At 56.4% G+C, this 14,852-nt stretch carries 13 protein-coding genes; 7 read left to right on the top strand and 6 right to left on the bottom strand.

Going from position 1 to position 14,852, the window contains the following annotated elements:
- Nucleotide 1: 1 nt before the first annotated feature.
- Nucleotides 2–319, bottom strand: a complete 318-nt coding sequence (gene hpf / locus B2952_RS00200) for a ribosome hibernation-promoting factor, HPF/YfiA family (protein WP_173365090.1) — start codon at nt 317–319, stop codon at nt 2–4.
- 272 nt (nt 320–591) lie between these two features.
- Here hpf and B2952_RS00195 point away from each other — a divergent pair, with 272 nt between their 5' ends.
- The 7 genes from B2952_RS00195 to B2952_RS00165 are packed head-to-tail and all read left to right on the top strand — an operon-like array spanning nt 592 to nt 8,737.
- A complete protein-coding gene (locus B2952_RS00195; RefSeq protein WP_173381080.1) occupies nt 592–1,827 on the top strand; it encodes an SPFH domain-containing protein in 1,236 nt (411 codons plus the stop codon).
- 2 nt (nt 1,828–1,829) lie between these two features.
- Entirely contained in the window at nt 1,830–2,636 is an 807-nt protein-coding gene (locus B2952_RS00190; RefSeq protein WP_173365092.1) for a hypothetical protein, read from the top strand.
- A 20-nt stretch (nt 2,637–2,656) separates the two neighbouring features.
- The gene (locus B2952_RS00185) at nt 2,657–4,846 is read left to right on the top strand and encodes a zinc ribbon domain-containing protein (protein WP_290735978.1); all 2,190 of its coding nucleotides are present in this window, start codon (nt 2,657–2,659) and stop codon (nt 4,844–4,846) included.
- 2 nt (nt 4,847–4,848) lie between these two features.
- Nucleotides 4,849–5,808 carry a hypothetical protein gene (locus tag B2952_RS00180; RefSeq protein ID WP_290735975.1) on the top strand — a complete coding sequence of 320 codons (960 nt, stop codon included), beginning with the start codon at nt 4,849–4,851 and terminating at the stop codon, nt 5,806–5,808.
- Nucleotides 5,805–6,884, top strand: coding sequence for a hypothetical protein (locus B2952_RS00175; protein ID WP_290735972.1), 1,080 nt, complete (start codon nt 5,805–5,807; stop codon nt 6,882–6,884). Before B2952_RS00180 ends, B2952_RS00175 begins: the two co-directional genes overlap by 4 nt.
- A 23-nt stretch (nt 6,885–6,907) precedes the next feature.
- The gene (locus B2952_RS00170; protein ID WP_173365095.1) at nt 6,908–7,891 is read left to right on the top strand and encodes a hypothetical protein; all 984 of its coding nucleotides are present in this window, start codon (nt 6,908–6,910) and stop codon (nt 7,889–7,891) included.
- A gap of 3 nt (nt 7,892–7,894) precedes the next feature.
- Nucleotides 7,895–8,737, top strand: coding sequence for a ribosomal protein L7/L12 (locus B2952_RS00165; protein ID WP_290735969.1), 843 nt, complete (start codon nt 7,895–7,897; stop codon nt 8,735–8,737).
- A 5-nt stretch (nt 8,738–8,742) separates the two neighbouring features.
- Here the strand turns inward: B2952_RS00165 and rpoN are convergent, their stop codons facing one another.
- The 5 genes from rpoN to B2952_RS00140 all read right to left on the bottom strand — a co-directional run bounded on the left by rpoN (nt 8,743) and on the right by B2952_RS00140 (nt 14,852).
- On the bottom strand, nt 8,743–10,419 hold the full coding sequence (gene rpoN / locus B2952_RS00160; protein WP_290735966.1) for an RNA polymerase factor sigma-54: 1,677 nt from the start codon (nt 10,417–10,419) through the stop codon (nt 8,743–8,745).
- Nucleotides 10,420–10,428: 9 nt separating this feature from the next.
- The gene (gene lptB, locus B2952_RS00155; protein WP_173365098.1) at nt 10,429–11,166 is read right to left on the bottom strand and encodes an LPS export ABC transporter ATP-binding protein; all 738 of its coding nucleotides are present in this window, start codon (nt 11,164–11,166) and stop codon (nt 10,429–10,431) included.
- Entirely contained in the window at nt 11,163–12,515 is a 1,353-nt protein-coding gene (locus B2952_RS00150; protein ID WP_290735963.1) for a hypothetical protein, read from the bottom strand. The genes lptB and B2952_RS00150 overlap by 4 nt, the downstream gene beginning before the upstream one ends.
- Nucleotides 12,512–13,279, bottom strand: coding sequence for an LPS export ABC transporter periplasmic protein LptC (gene lptC / locus B2952_RS00145; protein ID WP_290725201.1), 768 nt, complete (start codon nt 13,277–13,279; stop codon nt 12,512–12,514). The genes B2952_RS00150 and lptC overlap by 4 nt, the downstream gene beginning before the upstream one ends.
- Before the next feature lie 70 nt (nt 13,280–13,349).
- Nucleotides 13,350–14,852 carry an oligosaccharide flippase family protein gene (locus tag B2952_RS00140; RefSeq protein ID WP_290781449.1) on the bottom strand — a complete coding sequence of 501 codons (1,503 nt, stop codon included), beginning with the start codon at nt 14,850–14,852 and terminating at the stop codon, nt 13,350–13,352.

The raw sequence follows: 14,852 nt of genomic DNA, 5'->3' as shown, positions 1-14,852 counted from the left end.
CTTATGCGAGGTCGGAAACGGGCTGTGCGCGGTGATCGTTCTGCTTGTCGTTGGCCTTCTTGAGCTGCACCTTGACGCGTTCGAGGGCGACGTCGACGGCCTTGCCCATGTTTTCCTCGTCTGCCGAGGCGACCACGACGTTACCCGTAATCTTTACGGAGATTTCGCAGTGACGCTGGTGTTCCACTTCGTGGTCGAGGATGACGGAGGCTCCCGTGATGTTCGGGTAGAACTTGGCCAGTTTGTCCATTTCTTCCTGAATTCGGTCCTGGAGACCGGCAGATGCATTAAAGTGGCGAGCAGAAAACTGAATATCCATATGAATACCTCCGTATAAGTAGTGTTACGTTGTATTTTACTGTTGCAGGGCCTTTTTTTGCCTCGCATTTAGAGTATATACATCTTTTTTGGGCAAAAAAACAAGTGAAAATTCATTTTTTCGCGAAAAAAATCGTCCTAGTTGGAATAAGGCGTTACGGGGAGAGAAGAGTGGGCGAATGCTTGATTGTAAAATTTTATAAACATTAAAACTCCGATTAGATATTTTGTTACTTTAAGTATACATTTTCCCTACGAAGAAGAGGAATAAACATGGCCATTATCGATTCTATATCCTGGCAGCCGCCTGACAACAACGCGCTTGCCTATAGGTATCCTGAAGAAAATCTCAGCACATTCACGCAACTTATCGTCAACGAGTCCCAGGAAGCAGTTCTGTTTTCGAAGGGACAGATACTAGGCAAGTTTGGCCCTGGCAAGCACACGCTCAGCACCGAGAACCTGCCGCTCCTGAGGAATTTGTTCGGAATACCGTTCGGTGGTAAGAATCCGTTCCAGTCGGTGGTCGTGTTCGTGAACAAGAGCATCCCCCCGACAATCCCCTGGATTACGAAGAAGTTCAACATATACGATCCCGGCTACAACGCCCGTATCCCGGTCATTTCGCAGGGCCGCTTTGGAATCGAGGTTACCAACGCCGAGTGCTTCCTCACCGAGGTCGTCAAGACGGCAAAGTCGTTCAGCGTTGTCGACCTGAGCAATGTCATGTGGGCCGAACTCACGATGAAGCTCAACAGTTTCGTAAGCAAGTACATGCAGACGAACCGCCTGAGCATCATGAACATTTCTGCCTATCTGGAAGACATCTCTAACTTTATGAAGGGGCCTGCAGCCGAGTTCCTCGAAAGGTTCGGCATCTCGCTCAGGTCCTTCAACATCGATTCCATCGATGTGGACGAAACGACGGAAGACGGGCGCAAGGTGATGGAAGCGATGACGGCGCGTACAACGCAGAATATCGCTGGCTACAGCTGGGCTCAGCAGCAGGCGTTCGACACCGCGAATAACGCTATCAACAATGGCGGCGAGATGGGAATGCTCGGCATGGCATTGATGATGGGTGGCGGCATGGGCGGTGGAATGGGAGCCGGCATGATGCAGGGTGCCCCCGTGATGAACCCGGTAAACGACCCGACCCAGCTGATGGCTGCCAATCAGGGCATGGCGCCGGGTGGCGCTGGCATGATGCCCGGTGCGACTGGCGGCATGGCGGCCGTTCCCCGCGAAGTGTTCTGTTCCGCATGTGCGAAGAAATTCCCTTCGACATCGAAGTTCTGCCCCTTCTGCGGCAACCAGTACAGGCCGTGCCCGAAGTGCGGAAGCGACAACAGCCCGAAGGCCCGTCGCTGCGTCAGCTGCGGCACTCCGCTTGCCTCGGCAGATCCGATGGTAGCAGGAGGCATGGGTGGCAACCAGTGCTCCCGCTGCGGACAGGCCGTTTCCCCGACCCTTAAATTCTGCCCCAACTGCGGCAACAAACTGAGGTAAACATGCTGAACTTTTTTAGAGCATTTATTTTCGCTTTCGGGCTTGGAGTGATTATACTGGCCCTGTTCCTCGTCCATGGCGATGGCGAGTGTTCTAGGGAGTTCATATTCACATGCATTTCCATCATTGTGATGTATGTCATGGTGATGGCTCCGTTCACGTTCTTCAGCATCCTGCCGAAGACGGAGAACGTGGAAAAGGCGATTGCCGCCTATACCGCGTCGTGGTTTGCGATAACCGCTTACTGCGCCTCCTCGATTGCGCTTCTGATCTTTGTCATCTCGCGCAATATAGTCATTGGCTGGTTCATGGGGCTGCCAAAGGACTGGATCGAGAAGGTGGTGGGCGAGAACAGCGAAATCATGCAGCAGGCGGCTCACTACAGCGACCTGATTTTCTACGCGGTGGTCGTCATTCAGCTCATCCTATTCTTTGCCTTCATGGTGAAGATGTTCTTCGGCTGCCTGGTCGCGCACCAGATTGGCTCCGTCAAGCAGCGCGAGACGCAGGAGTTTTCGCGGATTGCGCAGCTCCGTTCGCAGTCGCAGCTGCTGGAAGTCGAATGCGCGGCCAATGCGTCTATTCCGGCCGAGCAGAAGAACGCTATCGCAAAAATCAAAAATGACCTGCGCTACCTTTCGCCTGCGAACAGCGCCGAGGCTTTCGATTACGAGGCCCAGATGGTAGAATCCCTTTCTGCACTGCGCTCCCTTTGCAAGCAGGGCGGGGCGTCTGCCGATGAGATCCAGAATGCTATCAACGCGTTTGCTGGCCTGCTCCAGGCGAGAAAACTTATCTACAAGAACTAGAGTTAAACAAGGATTAGAACATGACCGGAAAAATATTCGCGGAATCCGAAAACATCTACCAGGACCAGGCCAAAATCCTGTTCAACTACTATAAGACCGCTGCCGAAAAAATCGTCACGGAAGAAATGGGACTTGAATCGAAAATCGACGAGACCCGGAACGAGATAAACCATATCAAGGACAGCAAGACTCCGAGCATCGTGGGCCTCGTCATCTTTATCCTGGTGGCTATCGGCGGTATTATCCTTGCCGCGACGACCTCCGTGGGCGGGGGCGTCTTCCTCATGATCCTGGGTGTCGTCTTCATCATCGTGTTCGCGGTCAAGCTGTCGGGTCTCGGGAAGAAGGTCGAGGCTGCGGAACAGAAGATTCTCGCCTATGAACAGGCGAAGGCCGATATCCGCCGCGACTACAAGGTCTCGAAGATTGGCGTGGCCTATGTCCCGGTCGAGATGAACGTGCCGTTTGGAAACGGACATATCTCCGTGGACCTTACCGAAGGGACGGAACAGACGAAGTTCAGCCTTTCCACGATTCGCAAGCCGGAAGAATGGAACGAGACTCTCAATTCCGTGGCCGAGGAAATCAAGAAGATTCCGGTCGTGGAAGGTTCCGACGAAACGGAACAGATCGATACGGCCGACTATTCGACCTCGATGCAGAACGTGACGATGCACGACTACATGAGCTCCATCGACAGGCAGGTGAGAAATATCCGCTACCTGCTCGGTGACAGCGAAAGGAAGTCGGTGTCGCTTCCGCTCGTGAAGCCCAATTCCAAGGAAGACAACTTCCTCAAGAATTTCGCGACAAGCGAGGCTCCGGCCGGACATCCGGTCGTCAACGTGTTCGACGAGAAGAAGTTCGATACGTCGCTCAAGGTGTTCAATGATATCAATATCATGAAGAAGAACATGGAACAGAGCGATGCCTCCAGCGGCGCAAGCCATGTCGATTACTACAAGGCCCTGATGAAGACCCTGGGCGAATCCATCCAGGTGATTTCGGCCAGCAAGGCGAGCAGCTGCGACAAGCTGATCGATTACTGCAACGGCATCTTCGCAAACGTATTGAAGGCCGCCTACAACCAGTATTCTCCCGTCCTGGAAGCCGAAGAAATCGAGCGCATCCGGAACGTGGCCTTCGATTTCAAGGAAGATTCGACTTCCTACAAGCCGTTCAACCTGCAGGCTTCTTCGCGCGTGAAGTATGACCTGTTCCAGTCCGTCTGGCTTGCCGAGGACGGCTCGAGAACCAGCATGCCGTTCTCCATGAACCAGATTCAGGAAGAAGTGTTCGCGCCGCTTATTGAGAACCTGATGGAAGAGAACCGCAAGGACCGTCTCGACGTGTACAACGATATCGAGAACCAGAAGACGGATTACCTGATGCAGTGGCATCGTGACGCGGACGACTTCAACGCAAGAAACCGTGCCGCCGCCCAGGACCTTATCCGCGACTTCATGAGCGCGAACTCGGAATTCATGACGGCGCTGAATACGTACAAGGCGCTGCAGCAGTCGCTCGACGATATGAAGCAGAGCGGTTCGCTTGCCGCAGGCGAGGTGCAGGTCAAGGACAAGAAGGCGGAAGCGCTCGCTGCCATGGAAGTGCAGGCTGCGGCGTGCAGGCGCCAGCAGGAGGAATTCTCCGAATACATGGACCGCGTGGCCGAGGATATCCAGCAGAAGTCGGAACGCTTCAAGTATGTGGAATACTTCGAGGCGACGCTGCGCGATGCCGAGGCGAAGGATATCGCCGTGTCTTCCGACAGCGTCCAGGAACTCGATGACCGCCGCAGGTCGCTGCTGGCCATCAACGCCTATATGGCTGCGAACGCGGAACTGCCGCCCGAGCCGCAGGTGTCCGAGGACATGATGGAAGACTTCTCCTTGAACCTCATCAAGGAAGTGGACTCGATTCTCGAAAAGTACGAGAATATGGGTGTCGAAGAGAAGGAAGTGCAACCGCTGCCCGCCGAAGAGGATGCTCCCGTCGCAGAGGATGTGGCTGCCGCAGATACCGCTGTAGATACCGCCGCTTCCGCTGCGGAGGAAAATGTGGAAGCCGCTGCGGAGGAAGAATCCGGGGATGCTTCCGGTGCGGAAGCGGGCGCATTCGTGTTCTGCACGGAATGCGGGGCCAAGATCCCGGCCGGTTCCAAGTTCTGCGAAGAGTGCGGAGCGCAGATAGATAACGAGGAGGCTTGATTATGGGTCTGTTTTCGTCATTCGGAGCCGACCATACCGAAGCCATCACCATCGACGTGCGGCCTCTCGCGCGGAAGGTGGACGAGGTAACCTCTTCCGTCGACAGGACGACGGGAGCCGTGGTTGCAATGGAAGCTGCGGTTATCGCCCAGGAAAAGAGGTCGGCAAAGCAGATTTGCGAGAACGTGAACTACGGATTCTATTCCCTGATCGCGTCGCAGATTAGCCAGAAGCTCGCTGTTCACGAGAATGCGGCGAATTCCAAGCTCGCGTTGATGCAGAGCATCTCGAAGAAGATTCACGAGATTCTCCTCACGGCGCAGGTGGACTACCAGCGTATCAGCCGCCGCTATATCGAAACGTTCAGGACGCTCGACAAGAATCTGAAAAACCGCATTACGGAACTCAACAAGCCCGCGGTCAACCTTTCCGAAAAGAAGAAGAGCCTGATTTTCAAGTCCACTACGAAGAACGTGGCGTCGGCCATCTGCTATGCGAAGGAATCGCTGCCGGCTTCACAGATGTTCATCAACGCGGAACTGAAGAAGCATGCGAACATGGCGCTGGACAGCCTTTCCGGAACCATGGAAGAGGAGAAGGATTACGAGAGCAAGATGAAGCCCATCATGTGCGATGGGGCCCTGGAGACTCCGGCCATGGAATACGTTCCTGTAGTGGTTTCGGAAGCAGAAAGCCTTCACCAGCAGGATTCCAACGTATGGAACGTGGCCCTGCCGGAAGACGGCCGGTTGAAAGAACGCGGCACGATTACGACTACCTGCCTCGAGAGCGCGAGGAACGCATCGTGGGACAACTCTTCCGAGGAGAAGAGGAACGCCCTGTTTGAGGCGATGACGGCGCTTCCTGAATTTGCATCGCTGAACCCGCGCATCGCGGAGGAAGTGAAGAAGATGTTCGCCGCGAGCGACCTGCAATCATGGGTTACCGGAGGTAACACATGAGTTACAAGGCCGGTAGCAAGTCTTTTAGCGTCCAGGTGCCTACGCACACCGAGTATATCACCGAATACCTCGGTGGTGGCGGACAGAACAGTCCCGTGCGGACCCGGCATAGGGCCGTCGAAGTCGCGGACAAGGACTACCTGGACGTGAATGTCGACTTGTATGTGGACGATGCCCCCTTCAATGAATCGGCCAGGGACTGCCGCAATTCGGTGACGGAATTGACTGGTTCCGTGGCTGCCATGAATGTGGCCCAGGTGGCAACCATCAAGAAGTCTGGCGAAAAGATTTCGCAGACGATTGTCAGCGGCTTCTACAACATGGTGAAATCCGAGATTTCGCAGCAGCTTGCCGAGATGTACAGCAAGTTCGAGGCCCTGCTCGCGCGGATCAATTCGATATCGAAGCTGGTCGCTGTCCAGAAGGAGACCATGGAGAGGGACTATTCCCGCATCAGCAGGCAGTATCTGGAACTGTTCGACGGCCTGGACGAAGCGCTGAACCGTCGCATCCGTAGCCTCGATGCGCCTGCATTTGAAGCCAATGCGGCAGGGAAGAACGCCCTTGCGCAGCGGTTCATCAAGTCGGGTGTTGCAGGAACCCTTATCTCTGCGGAAGAGAATCCGGCCTACCAGATCCAGCTGGAAATTTCTTCGCTGCGCCGCCGCATCCAGGAGGCCATCGCCGGGATCTCGACCATACTCGACCAGGAAAGGGAATACGAGAATTACATGCAGGCGATTGTCCATGGAGAACCGACGGAGCAAAAGAACTTTACCTATGTTCCGGTCATGGGTGTGACGGCTGACAGGTTCGATACCCAGGAAACCTATACCGAAGCCAAGATTCCATCGGATATTCCGTTCAACCTGCGACAGATAATGTCGAAGAGGGTTCTCGAGGAAATTGACAAGGAAGAAATGCCGCTGTCAAGCGAGGAAAAGGAAAAGATGGATTTCTACTTCCAGTCGGAAACCGAGAAATGGATGGACGGCACGGAAGAGGCGAACAGGAACAAGAACAATAGGGTTGCCGAGATGATCAATCGCCTGTGGAAGCAGGACGGGGCAAACTGAAATTTTAAAATCGGAGAATCAAAATGAGTGACATGACAGACATCCGCATCGGTAGCAACGACGTTATCCTCAAGGACAACCGTGTCAAATCTTCCATTATCCCTACCGGCACCAAGGAACTGAAGCGAAACGTGACGGTCCAAGGAAACGTGGAAATCGACGGCGCCGTCTATGCCGACAAGCTGCAGGTGGAAAGCGGCCCGACGCGCTTTGCGAAGTCGGTATTCGCGGAAAGCGAAATCTACGTGCTCGCCACCAGCAAGAACACGGTGCTGTTCACGAAGGCGGTCGGAAGTTCCGACCGTATCTCGGCCCTCGTCAATTCGGGCCGCGTCGTTTTCGGCTCGGATGTGAACGCTCCCAAGGTGTCGCTGAAAAACTGCTTTGTCGCCGGTAGCATTTTCGCCGAGACGGTGACGCTCGAGAACTCGGTCGTGCTCGGTGGCGTCTTTGCCTCGAAGAACCTGACTATCAAGAATTCCATCGTCGGGCTCTTCAATTCGTCGCACGTGAAGGCGGAAGGCATCAACTACATGCTGTACCCGACATCGTTCTCGGTGGAACCCATCGAACAGATTCCGGGCACCATTTTCAACAACATCTCCCTGGCTGATCTCGGTTCCCTCTTCAAGGGAGAGGCTTCCAAGCCGAACACGGGTCGCATCGAGATGAACCTCCAGGAAGACGCCCAGTACATGAACCTGTCGGACAAGGACGGCAACCAGTACGTGGTCAACAGCTACTCCGTGGCGGCCCGTATTATTGTCGCCGACCTCGTGAACTTCGAGAAGATGGAAAATCATTTCCTGATTACCGCGGCGAGCCTCGGCCCCCAGCTGCTGAAGTCGTATTCCCTCATCAAGGAAGACGGAAGCGCTTCCGACCCGCTGAACCTCGCGCATATCGTACCGTTCTTCTTCAACATCCTGAGCGGCAAGATCGATATCCCTGTCCTTGACGCACATGTTTCCTTTGAAGAACTCAAGTCGAAAATCATGAAGGAGTAGAGTATGGCCTTTTGTATCCAGTGTGGAGCCACTATAAAGGACGGAGCGAAGTTCTGCCCCAAGTGCGGCGCAAAGCAGGAAGCCGCCGAAGTAAGTGCTGCCGTTACAAAAAACGTGGATGCGGTCGAAGACGACGATAACGAAGAGGAAGGCGAGGTAGTCTACGCCATCCACCTCAAGTCGGTGGATCCGGCAAGGAAGATGGATGTCCTCAAGAAAATCCGCTCCCTCTACGAAATCGGCCTCTCCGAAGCCAAATATTGCGTCGACACCCCTGATTCCATTGTTGCGGCGCGGCTTACCTTGGAAGAGGCGCAAAAGGCGAAAAGGGAAATCGAGGCGAGCGGCGCGACTGTTTCCATAGAGGAATTCGAGGAGCCCGAACGCGACGACAACCTCTATGATGTTTTCCTCATGGAAATCAATCCTAGCAAGAAGCAGGAAATTATCGAGGAACTCACTAGAGCAAGCTATGGAATGGATTCCGACGAAGCCGAAGAATGTGTCGACAATCCGGGCAGTGTCGTTGCAGAATCGGTTTCCAGAAACGAAGCTGAGTCGATGAAGAGCATCCTCGAGGATCTATACGGGGCGACCGTGTCAATCGAGCTCGCCGAAGATGACGGTGATGACGATGATGAAGATGAGGAAGATGGGGAAGGCGAGGACGATGACGTTCCCGACGAAGGTGGCGAGGAAGTGCCTGATGGCGTATTCCGTCAACCCAATACCCAGCCGCGTGTCGTAGAGGAGAAGACCAGCTTTAAGGATACCTGCCTCGGCTGCGGCTGTCTGACCGTTATCGCCATCGTGGTGATAAACGTCGTTATCAAGTTCGTCCTTTAGTTTTTCTACACGCTTTTTCTGAAACGTGCGGGCAGAATCTTCAGTTCCGTCTCGCGGTATTTTGCCACGGTGCGGCGTGCGACCCCGAGCCCCATCGAGTTGAGCGCGTCGGCGATGGCCTGGTCCGAAAGCGGTTTCTTCTTGTCCTCGTTGTCGATTAGCTTTTTGATGGCGTCGAGAATCTGCGCGGAGCCGATGATTTCTTCTCCTGCCGCCTGGGTGCCGCCGTCCGCTGCCGGAACGTCCGTGGCCTGCGTCGCCTGCTTGCGCACGCCCGAAGTGAAGAACTGCTTGAGCTCGTAGATTCCGTAGGGGGTGTCCACGTACTTGCCGTTGGTGACGCGGCTGATGGTCGATAGGTCGCGCCCCACCTCGTCGGCGATATCCTGGAGGATCATGGGCTTGAGGAACGCGGGGCCACCCCTGAAGAAGGCCTCCTGGCGCTTGACGATGGCGCGCATCACCTGTTCCATGGTGCTGAAGCGGCCGTTGACTGCGCTGATGAATTCCTCGGCCTTGCGCTTGCTGTTGCTGATGTATTCGCGGGTATCCTTGTCCAGCCCCTTGTCGTTCAGCATGTCGGCGTAAAGCTTGTTCACGTGCAGCCGCTTGGTAATGCGGGACGCGGCCTTGGTGCATTCGACTTCGAAGCGCCCCTTCTTTTCGACGACGCTCATGTCGGCATTCTTGATTTGGAGCGGCGCGTTCGAAATCTGGCGTCCCGGATGCGGCGAGAATTTCGAGAGCGACGTTATCGCCTTCTGCACTTCTTCCGTACTCCGCGCCATGCTCTTCGCAATCTTTGTGTAGCGGAGCGCCATGAGGTCCTCGAAATGGTTCTCGACGATTTCGAGTGCGACTTTCGGGAAGTTGTCGCAGGCGCGTGCCTGGATGAGGAAACATTCCTGGAGGTTGCGCGCGCCGATGCCGAGCGGCTTGAACGTCTGCAGCACGTGTATCGCCTCGGCCACGGGGAGGCTCGCGTTTTCGAGCGGGATTTCGCCGCGGATGACGCGTTCTGCCTCCACGACGAACTTGTCGTTGTCCGAAAGGATTTTTACCATGGCCTCGTCGGGGGCGCTCTGCAAAAATCCGTTCTCGTCGAGGCTGTCGATAAGGTACTGCACCAGGTCGCGGAACCGTTGCTCCGAACAGCCCGCCTGCTTCAGCTGCTTGAAGAGTTCCCTTGTGCCGTTCCAGTCGCGCAGCTGGTTTCTCAGGTTGTCCTGGAGGCTCTGGTCGCGGTCTTTTTGCGGGCGGTCCCAGAGTTCGTCGGGGTCGGCGGGGGCGCTGTTCAGGTCCTTGAACGGGGCATCGGTATCGGCGGTGCCGTCGGAGAGACGGCGTTCCATGTCGGAATTCGTCGTGTTCTCGAGGATGTCGTAGTCCATGTCGGCGCTGTCTTCGAGGGATCCCGAATCGAACTCGACTTCTTTCGCCATGTCGTCGGAAGAACCCGAGGCGTATTCGTCTTCGCCCTGGTTCTCGGAGTCGCGGGTTTCGGGCTGGCTTTCCGGGATTTCGTCGTCGAGTTCCAGGAGCGGGTTCGATTCCACTTCCTGCACGATGGCGCTCTCCAGTTCCTGCGAGGTCTTCTGGAGGATGGTCGCCGACTGCAGCATCTGCGGCGAAATCGTCTGTTCGAGTCGCTGGGATTGTCCCAGCTGCATTCCCATATTCATCGCGTGCTCCTAATCCAGGCGGAAACTGTCACCCAGGTAGATGCGCCTTGCCTCGGGGTCGTTAGCGAGGTATTCCGAGGAACCTTCCGTCAGCACCTGGCTCTTGTACATGATGTAGGCGCGGTCGGTGATGGACAGCGTCTCGCGGACGTTGTGGTCGGTAATGAGGATGCCCATGCCCTTTTCCTTGAGCCCGGAGATGATGGACTGGATGTCGGCGACGGCAATCGGGTCGATGCCAGCGAAGGGCTCGTCGAGAAGCAGGAACGAGGGGTCGCTCGCGAGCGCGCGTGCGATTTCGAGGCGCCTGCGTTCACCGCCGGAGCAGCTCATGGATTTCGTCTTGCGGATGTGCGTAATTTTGAATTCCTCGAGTAGCTGTTCCAGGCGCATCTTGCGTTCGCGGCGCTTGAGCCCCTGCGTTTCGAGGATGGCCATGATGTTGTCTTCGACCGAGAGCTTGCGGAAGATGGAAGCTTCCTGCGGGAGGTAGCCCACGCCGAGGCGTGCGCGCTTGTACATGGGCTTGTCGGTCATCTCGATATCGTCGAGGAAAATGTGGCCCGCGTCGGGGCGAACCATGCCCACGATCATGTAGAACGATGTCGTCTTGCCGGCTCCGTTGGGGCCGAGGAGGCCTACGATCTCGCCCTGCGAAACGCTGATGGAGACGTCGCTTACGACTTGACGTCCGCCGTAGACCTTCCGCAGTTTGTCTGTACGGATTGTGCTTACCAGGTTCTTCATGGCTTCTTTTCCTCCGCATTTTCGGTTGTGGGTTGCCGGCCTTTTGCGGCGCGCCTTGCGCGTCGAGCGTTGCGGGCGTCGGTTTCCGCCTTCCTCTCTTCGCGCGTCATGGTCCGCATGTGCGGCTTCTGCCGGGCTGTCGCTGTGGAATCCGCAGTGATGCCCGCCTTTGCGAGCGAATCCCGCGTCACACGCTCCTTGGCGGCCTTGTTGCGCTGTTCCTTCTCGAGGTCCACGTAGCGTCCGCTCGCCATGGTGCCGCGGCCAAGCAGCCGGAGCGTCTTTACCGCGTTCTTGAGGGGGTCGAAAACGATGTTGATGGTGTCTCCCGCCGCCTCGTTCTTGCCCGAGACGGTGCGGTCTTTCTTGATGTAGAAGTAGGTGCTCTGCGCCTTGCCCGAAACGATGGCGTGGTCCATCTTGCCCTTGTTGAAGAAGAGGTCGAGGCGGTTGCCGTCCATGAGGTTGCGATAGTCGGGAAGGTCGGTCTCGTAGAAGAACCCCTTCGCGTTCAGGTTCACGTAGAGGCGTTCGATCTTGTTGTCCTTGAATTCGCAGAAGAGCGTGTCGCCGAAGGCTTCGGTCACGTTGCCGGGGGCGTTTCTCTTCGGGTCCTCTTTCGATATGCCGTGCGCGTTCCTGATGACGAGTGCCGACTTGAGCGTCTTTTTCGCCTCGTCGATCACGAGGAAGATGGAATCGCCCGTGAGGTGGTAGTTCTTCATGTCGAACGTCGGGTTGCCCTTCATCGAGAGCCATCCGTTCGCGCGGTCGAAATAGCCCGTGTCGCAGGTGACGACCATGTCCTTCTGCGTCACCTTTACGTTGTTGTAGGCTTCGGCAAAGGAGTATTTCTTGTTGTAGATGATTTTGCGCGCCTCGATGGTAGTCGTATCGACGGTGCCGTCCTTTTGCTTCTCGAACTGGAAAAGTTTCGGCTGAATGGGCATCGTGAGGATCTCGTTTTCGCGGTCGTATTCCAGCATCTCGCCCTTGAAAAGGTAGGTGTTGAGGGAATCCCCGGATACGACATTCCCGGAAGCGGTCGCGAGAGCCTGTTTCTTGCGGTAGATTCCGTTGCTAGCTTGTATGTACCCGGAGGGGTGCGTGAAGAGGAACCCGCCGTCGCACTGCACCACTTCGGAATCCTTGTTCCAGGTGGCGCGCTGCGTGCGGAAGCGGACGCTGTCGTGCACGAAGAGCACGCGGCCCTGCAACAGCAGGGACCCCCGCTTGCGGGCGACAGCGAGGCTGTCCGCGTGCTTCATGATGAGCGGGGAACTCTGCGCGAAGACATCCGCCGTGGCGAGCAGCAACAGCATCAGGAATATGAGGGGGAGGCGCTTCACTTGTTCCCCCGCGGCGGCGACTGGATTGCGGACGCTCCCTTCGTGGCGGGGGAGGCACCGCCTGCTCCGGGCACAGGGCCCCTCGCGGCAGGAGGCGGCGCGGGAGGCTTCTTCTCGAGTTCTTCCGCCTGCTTCTTGTCTTCTTCCTTCATGCGCTTCGCCGCGTCCTGGAATATGCCCGTCACGTTCGAGAGTATCCTCCAGTTGTCCATGTGCGCGTCGCTCACGAATCCCTTGCCCTGCAGCACGTCGCCATCTTCGGAAACCACGCGCACGTAGCTGTCGGTTTTGACCAGGTTGTCGCCCTTGTTCCAGAGGAGCGAATCCGCACGGACGGAAGCTCCCTTCGGGGTCAGTGCATACACGTGGCCGTAGGCGTACACGTAGGTGAACTTCATGTCCATGCGTCCGGAATCCGCGCGCAGGAACGCGACGCGCTCGCCGACCGAATCGTAGATATCCACGAGCACCGGGCGCACGAAAACCACTTCCTTGTCGGCCCAGCGTTCGAGGTAGGCCGTCTTCATTTTCCAGGAGAGGACATCCTTGTCGTAGCAGTCCAAAAGCGTCGTGTCGGTAAAGAGCATCTGCGGACGGTCCACATGGATCCACGGCTTCTCCTCTTCGATTTCTTCGCAGCCCATGAGCATGGCGAAGCACGCCGCCATCAGGAGGGCGGAAACGGCCTTCTGAGGGTGATGCAGAAGCCGTGCCGGGAGCTGTTGCAAGAGCAGTCGCGATAATTGTTGCAAAAACCGTGCCATCGTGCACAAAGTATAAATATTTGGGGCCCCGGATTGCATAATTTTGGCCCAGGAAGGCCGGAATCCGGCATTACCGGTTCTTTTTGGGGTTCTTGCCGCCCAATCCCTGGAAGTAGAAGGTCGCGAGGATAAGGAGGAGGGCGATGCCGTAGAAGACGCCCTTCGTCAGGAGGCCGGGCTCGAAACCGTTATTTAGAACAACGTAAAGCGCCGTGAGGAGGGCGATCCAGATTCCCTGAATCCAGAGGGTCCACTTGTAGGGCCAGAAACCTATCATGCGGTAGACGTAGATGTTCATCCATACTGCCTGTAGGATCTGGTAGCCCATCGAGGAAAGCGCCGCGCCCGCGATTCCGAGCCGCGGAATCAGGAGGTAGTTCATGGCGATGGCGAACACGAGCGAGACCACGTTCATGAGGAGCATGAACTTGCTGCGTCCGAGCCCGTTGATGACCGGCCCTGCAAGGCCGAACATGCCGTTGATCAGGTTCCCGATCATGAGGATGCCGAGCACGGCGACGGGGTTTTCTTCGGTAATGAACGACTTGCCCGCAATCATCATCGTCTGTTCCGGGAAGAGCACGATGAAAAATCCGATTCCGAGCTGTATCAGCGTCACCATCGAGACGCAGTAGCTGAAAACGGGCTTGAGGTCTGTCTTGAGGCGTTCGGGAGTCATCCCCGCGACAACGGGGAGGAGGATCGGGTTGTAGCTCTGGCGTATGGTCTTGAGGCCGTTCGAGATGGTGACCATCACGGCGTAGATGCCCGCCGCTTCGGGGCCGAGCAGCGCAAGCACCATCCACAGGTCCATGCGGAGCAGAAACGAGGTGACCACTTCCGAAAAGCCGAGCGGGATGGAATAGTTCAGCAGGTCCTTGGAAAGGCCCTTGCGCGGACGCCACGGCATCTCGGGGAACTGTTTGCGGATAAGGTAAAGGTAGCAGACTACGCCGAGGCAGTTTGCGACGAAGAGGCCCACCGGCAGGGCGAGCGTCTGCGGGAACGATGCGTAGAAGAGGACTAGCCCGATAACCGGCGCGAGAGCCGATACGGCGAAATCGTTGATGAAAATCTTGTATTGCGGATTCCGGTTTCCCTCGGATGCGCCCGCGAAAATGTGGAGGATGGACCAGGGTACGAGCGAGAGGATGTAGATGGAAATTTCCGTGGAAGAGAGCATGGCAAGGCCGCTCGAAAGCCGGTGCAGGCCGAAATAGGCGGCAATCAGCACGGCTGCCGTGAGGATGACGGAGAAGAGCACCGTGCGCTTGACGGATTCCATGATGCCCTCGAACCTGTCGCGCCCCTGCACGATATTCTGCGGAATGTAGCGGTGGAGGCCCTTGTCGAGGCCGAGAACCGCCACGCGGCTCATCGTGAGCACCCACAGCTGGGTGGAGACATAGACGCCGAAGAGCGCCTTGTCGAAGACCCTCGCCACCACGATCATCAAAAGCGGGGCGATGACCTTGAGCGCCGTACCCGCCAGATTGAGGAACGCGCTTTTGACAAGGTATTTTTGGTCTGTCTTGATGTCCGACATCGGAATCAAATTTAATATTTTTAGCAC

Origin of the sequence: Fibrobacter sp. UBA7003 (assembly GCA_002449765.1) — a bacterium.
GTDB lineage: Bacteria > Fibrobacterota > Fibrobacteria > Fibrobacterales > Fibrobacteraceae > Fibrobacter.
This window is presented reverse-complemented; position numbering and strand designations above follow the sequence as displayed.

Bases quoted from the DNA above. Each gene is read 5' to 3' on its own strand.
- hpf (WP_173365090.1), bottom strand. From the start codon at position 319: ATGGATATTCAGTTTTCTGCTCGCCACTTTAATGCATCTGCCGGTCTC.
- B2952_RS00195 (WP_173381080.1), top strand. From the start codon at position 592: ATGGCCATTATCGATTCTATATCCTGGCAGCCGCCTGACAACAACGCG.
- B2952_RS00190 (WP_173365092.1), top strand. From the start codon at position 1,830: ATGCTGAACTTTTTTAGAGCATTTATTTTCGCTTTCGGGCTTGGAGTG.
- B2952_RS00185 (WP_290735978.1), top strand. From the start codon at position 2,657: ATGACCGGAAAAATATTCGCGGAATCCGAAAACATCTACCAGGACCAG.
- B2952_RS00180 (WP_290735975.1), top strand. From the start codon at position 4,849: ATGGGTCTGTTTTCGTCATTCGGAGCCGACCATACCGAAGCCATCACC.
- B2952_RS00175 (WP_290735972.1), top strand. From the start codon at position 5,805: ATGAGTTACAAGGCCGGTAGCAAGTCTTTTAGCGTCCAGGTGCCTACG.
- B2952_RS00170 (WP_173365095.1), top strand. From the start codon at position 6,908: ATGAGTGACATGACAGACATCCGCATCGGTAGCAACGACGTTATCCTC.
- B2952_RS00165 (WP_290735969.1), top strand. From the start codon at position 7,895: ATGGCCTTTTGTATCCAGTGTGGAGCCACTATAAAGGACGGAGCGAAG.
- rpoN (WP_290735966.1), bottom strand. From the start codon at position 10,419: ATGAATATGGGAATGCAGCTGGGACAATCCCAGCGACTCGAACAGACG.
- lptB (WP_173365098.1), bottom strand. From the start codon at position 11,166: ATGAAGAACCTGGTAAGCACAATCCGTACAGACAAACTGCGGAAGGTC.
- lptC (WP_290725201.1), bottom strand. From the start codon at position 13,279: ATGGCACGGTTTTTGCAACAATTATCGCGACTGCTCTTGCAACAGCTC.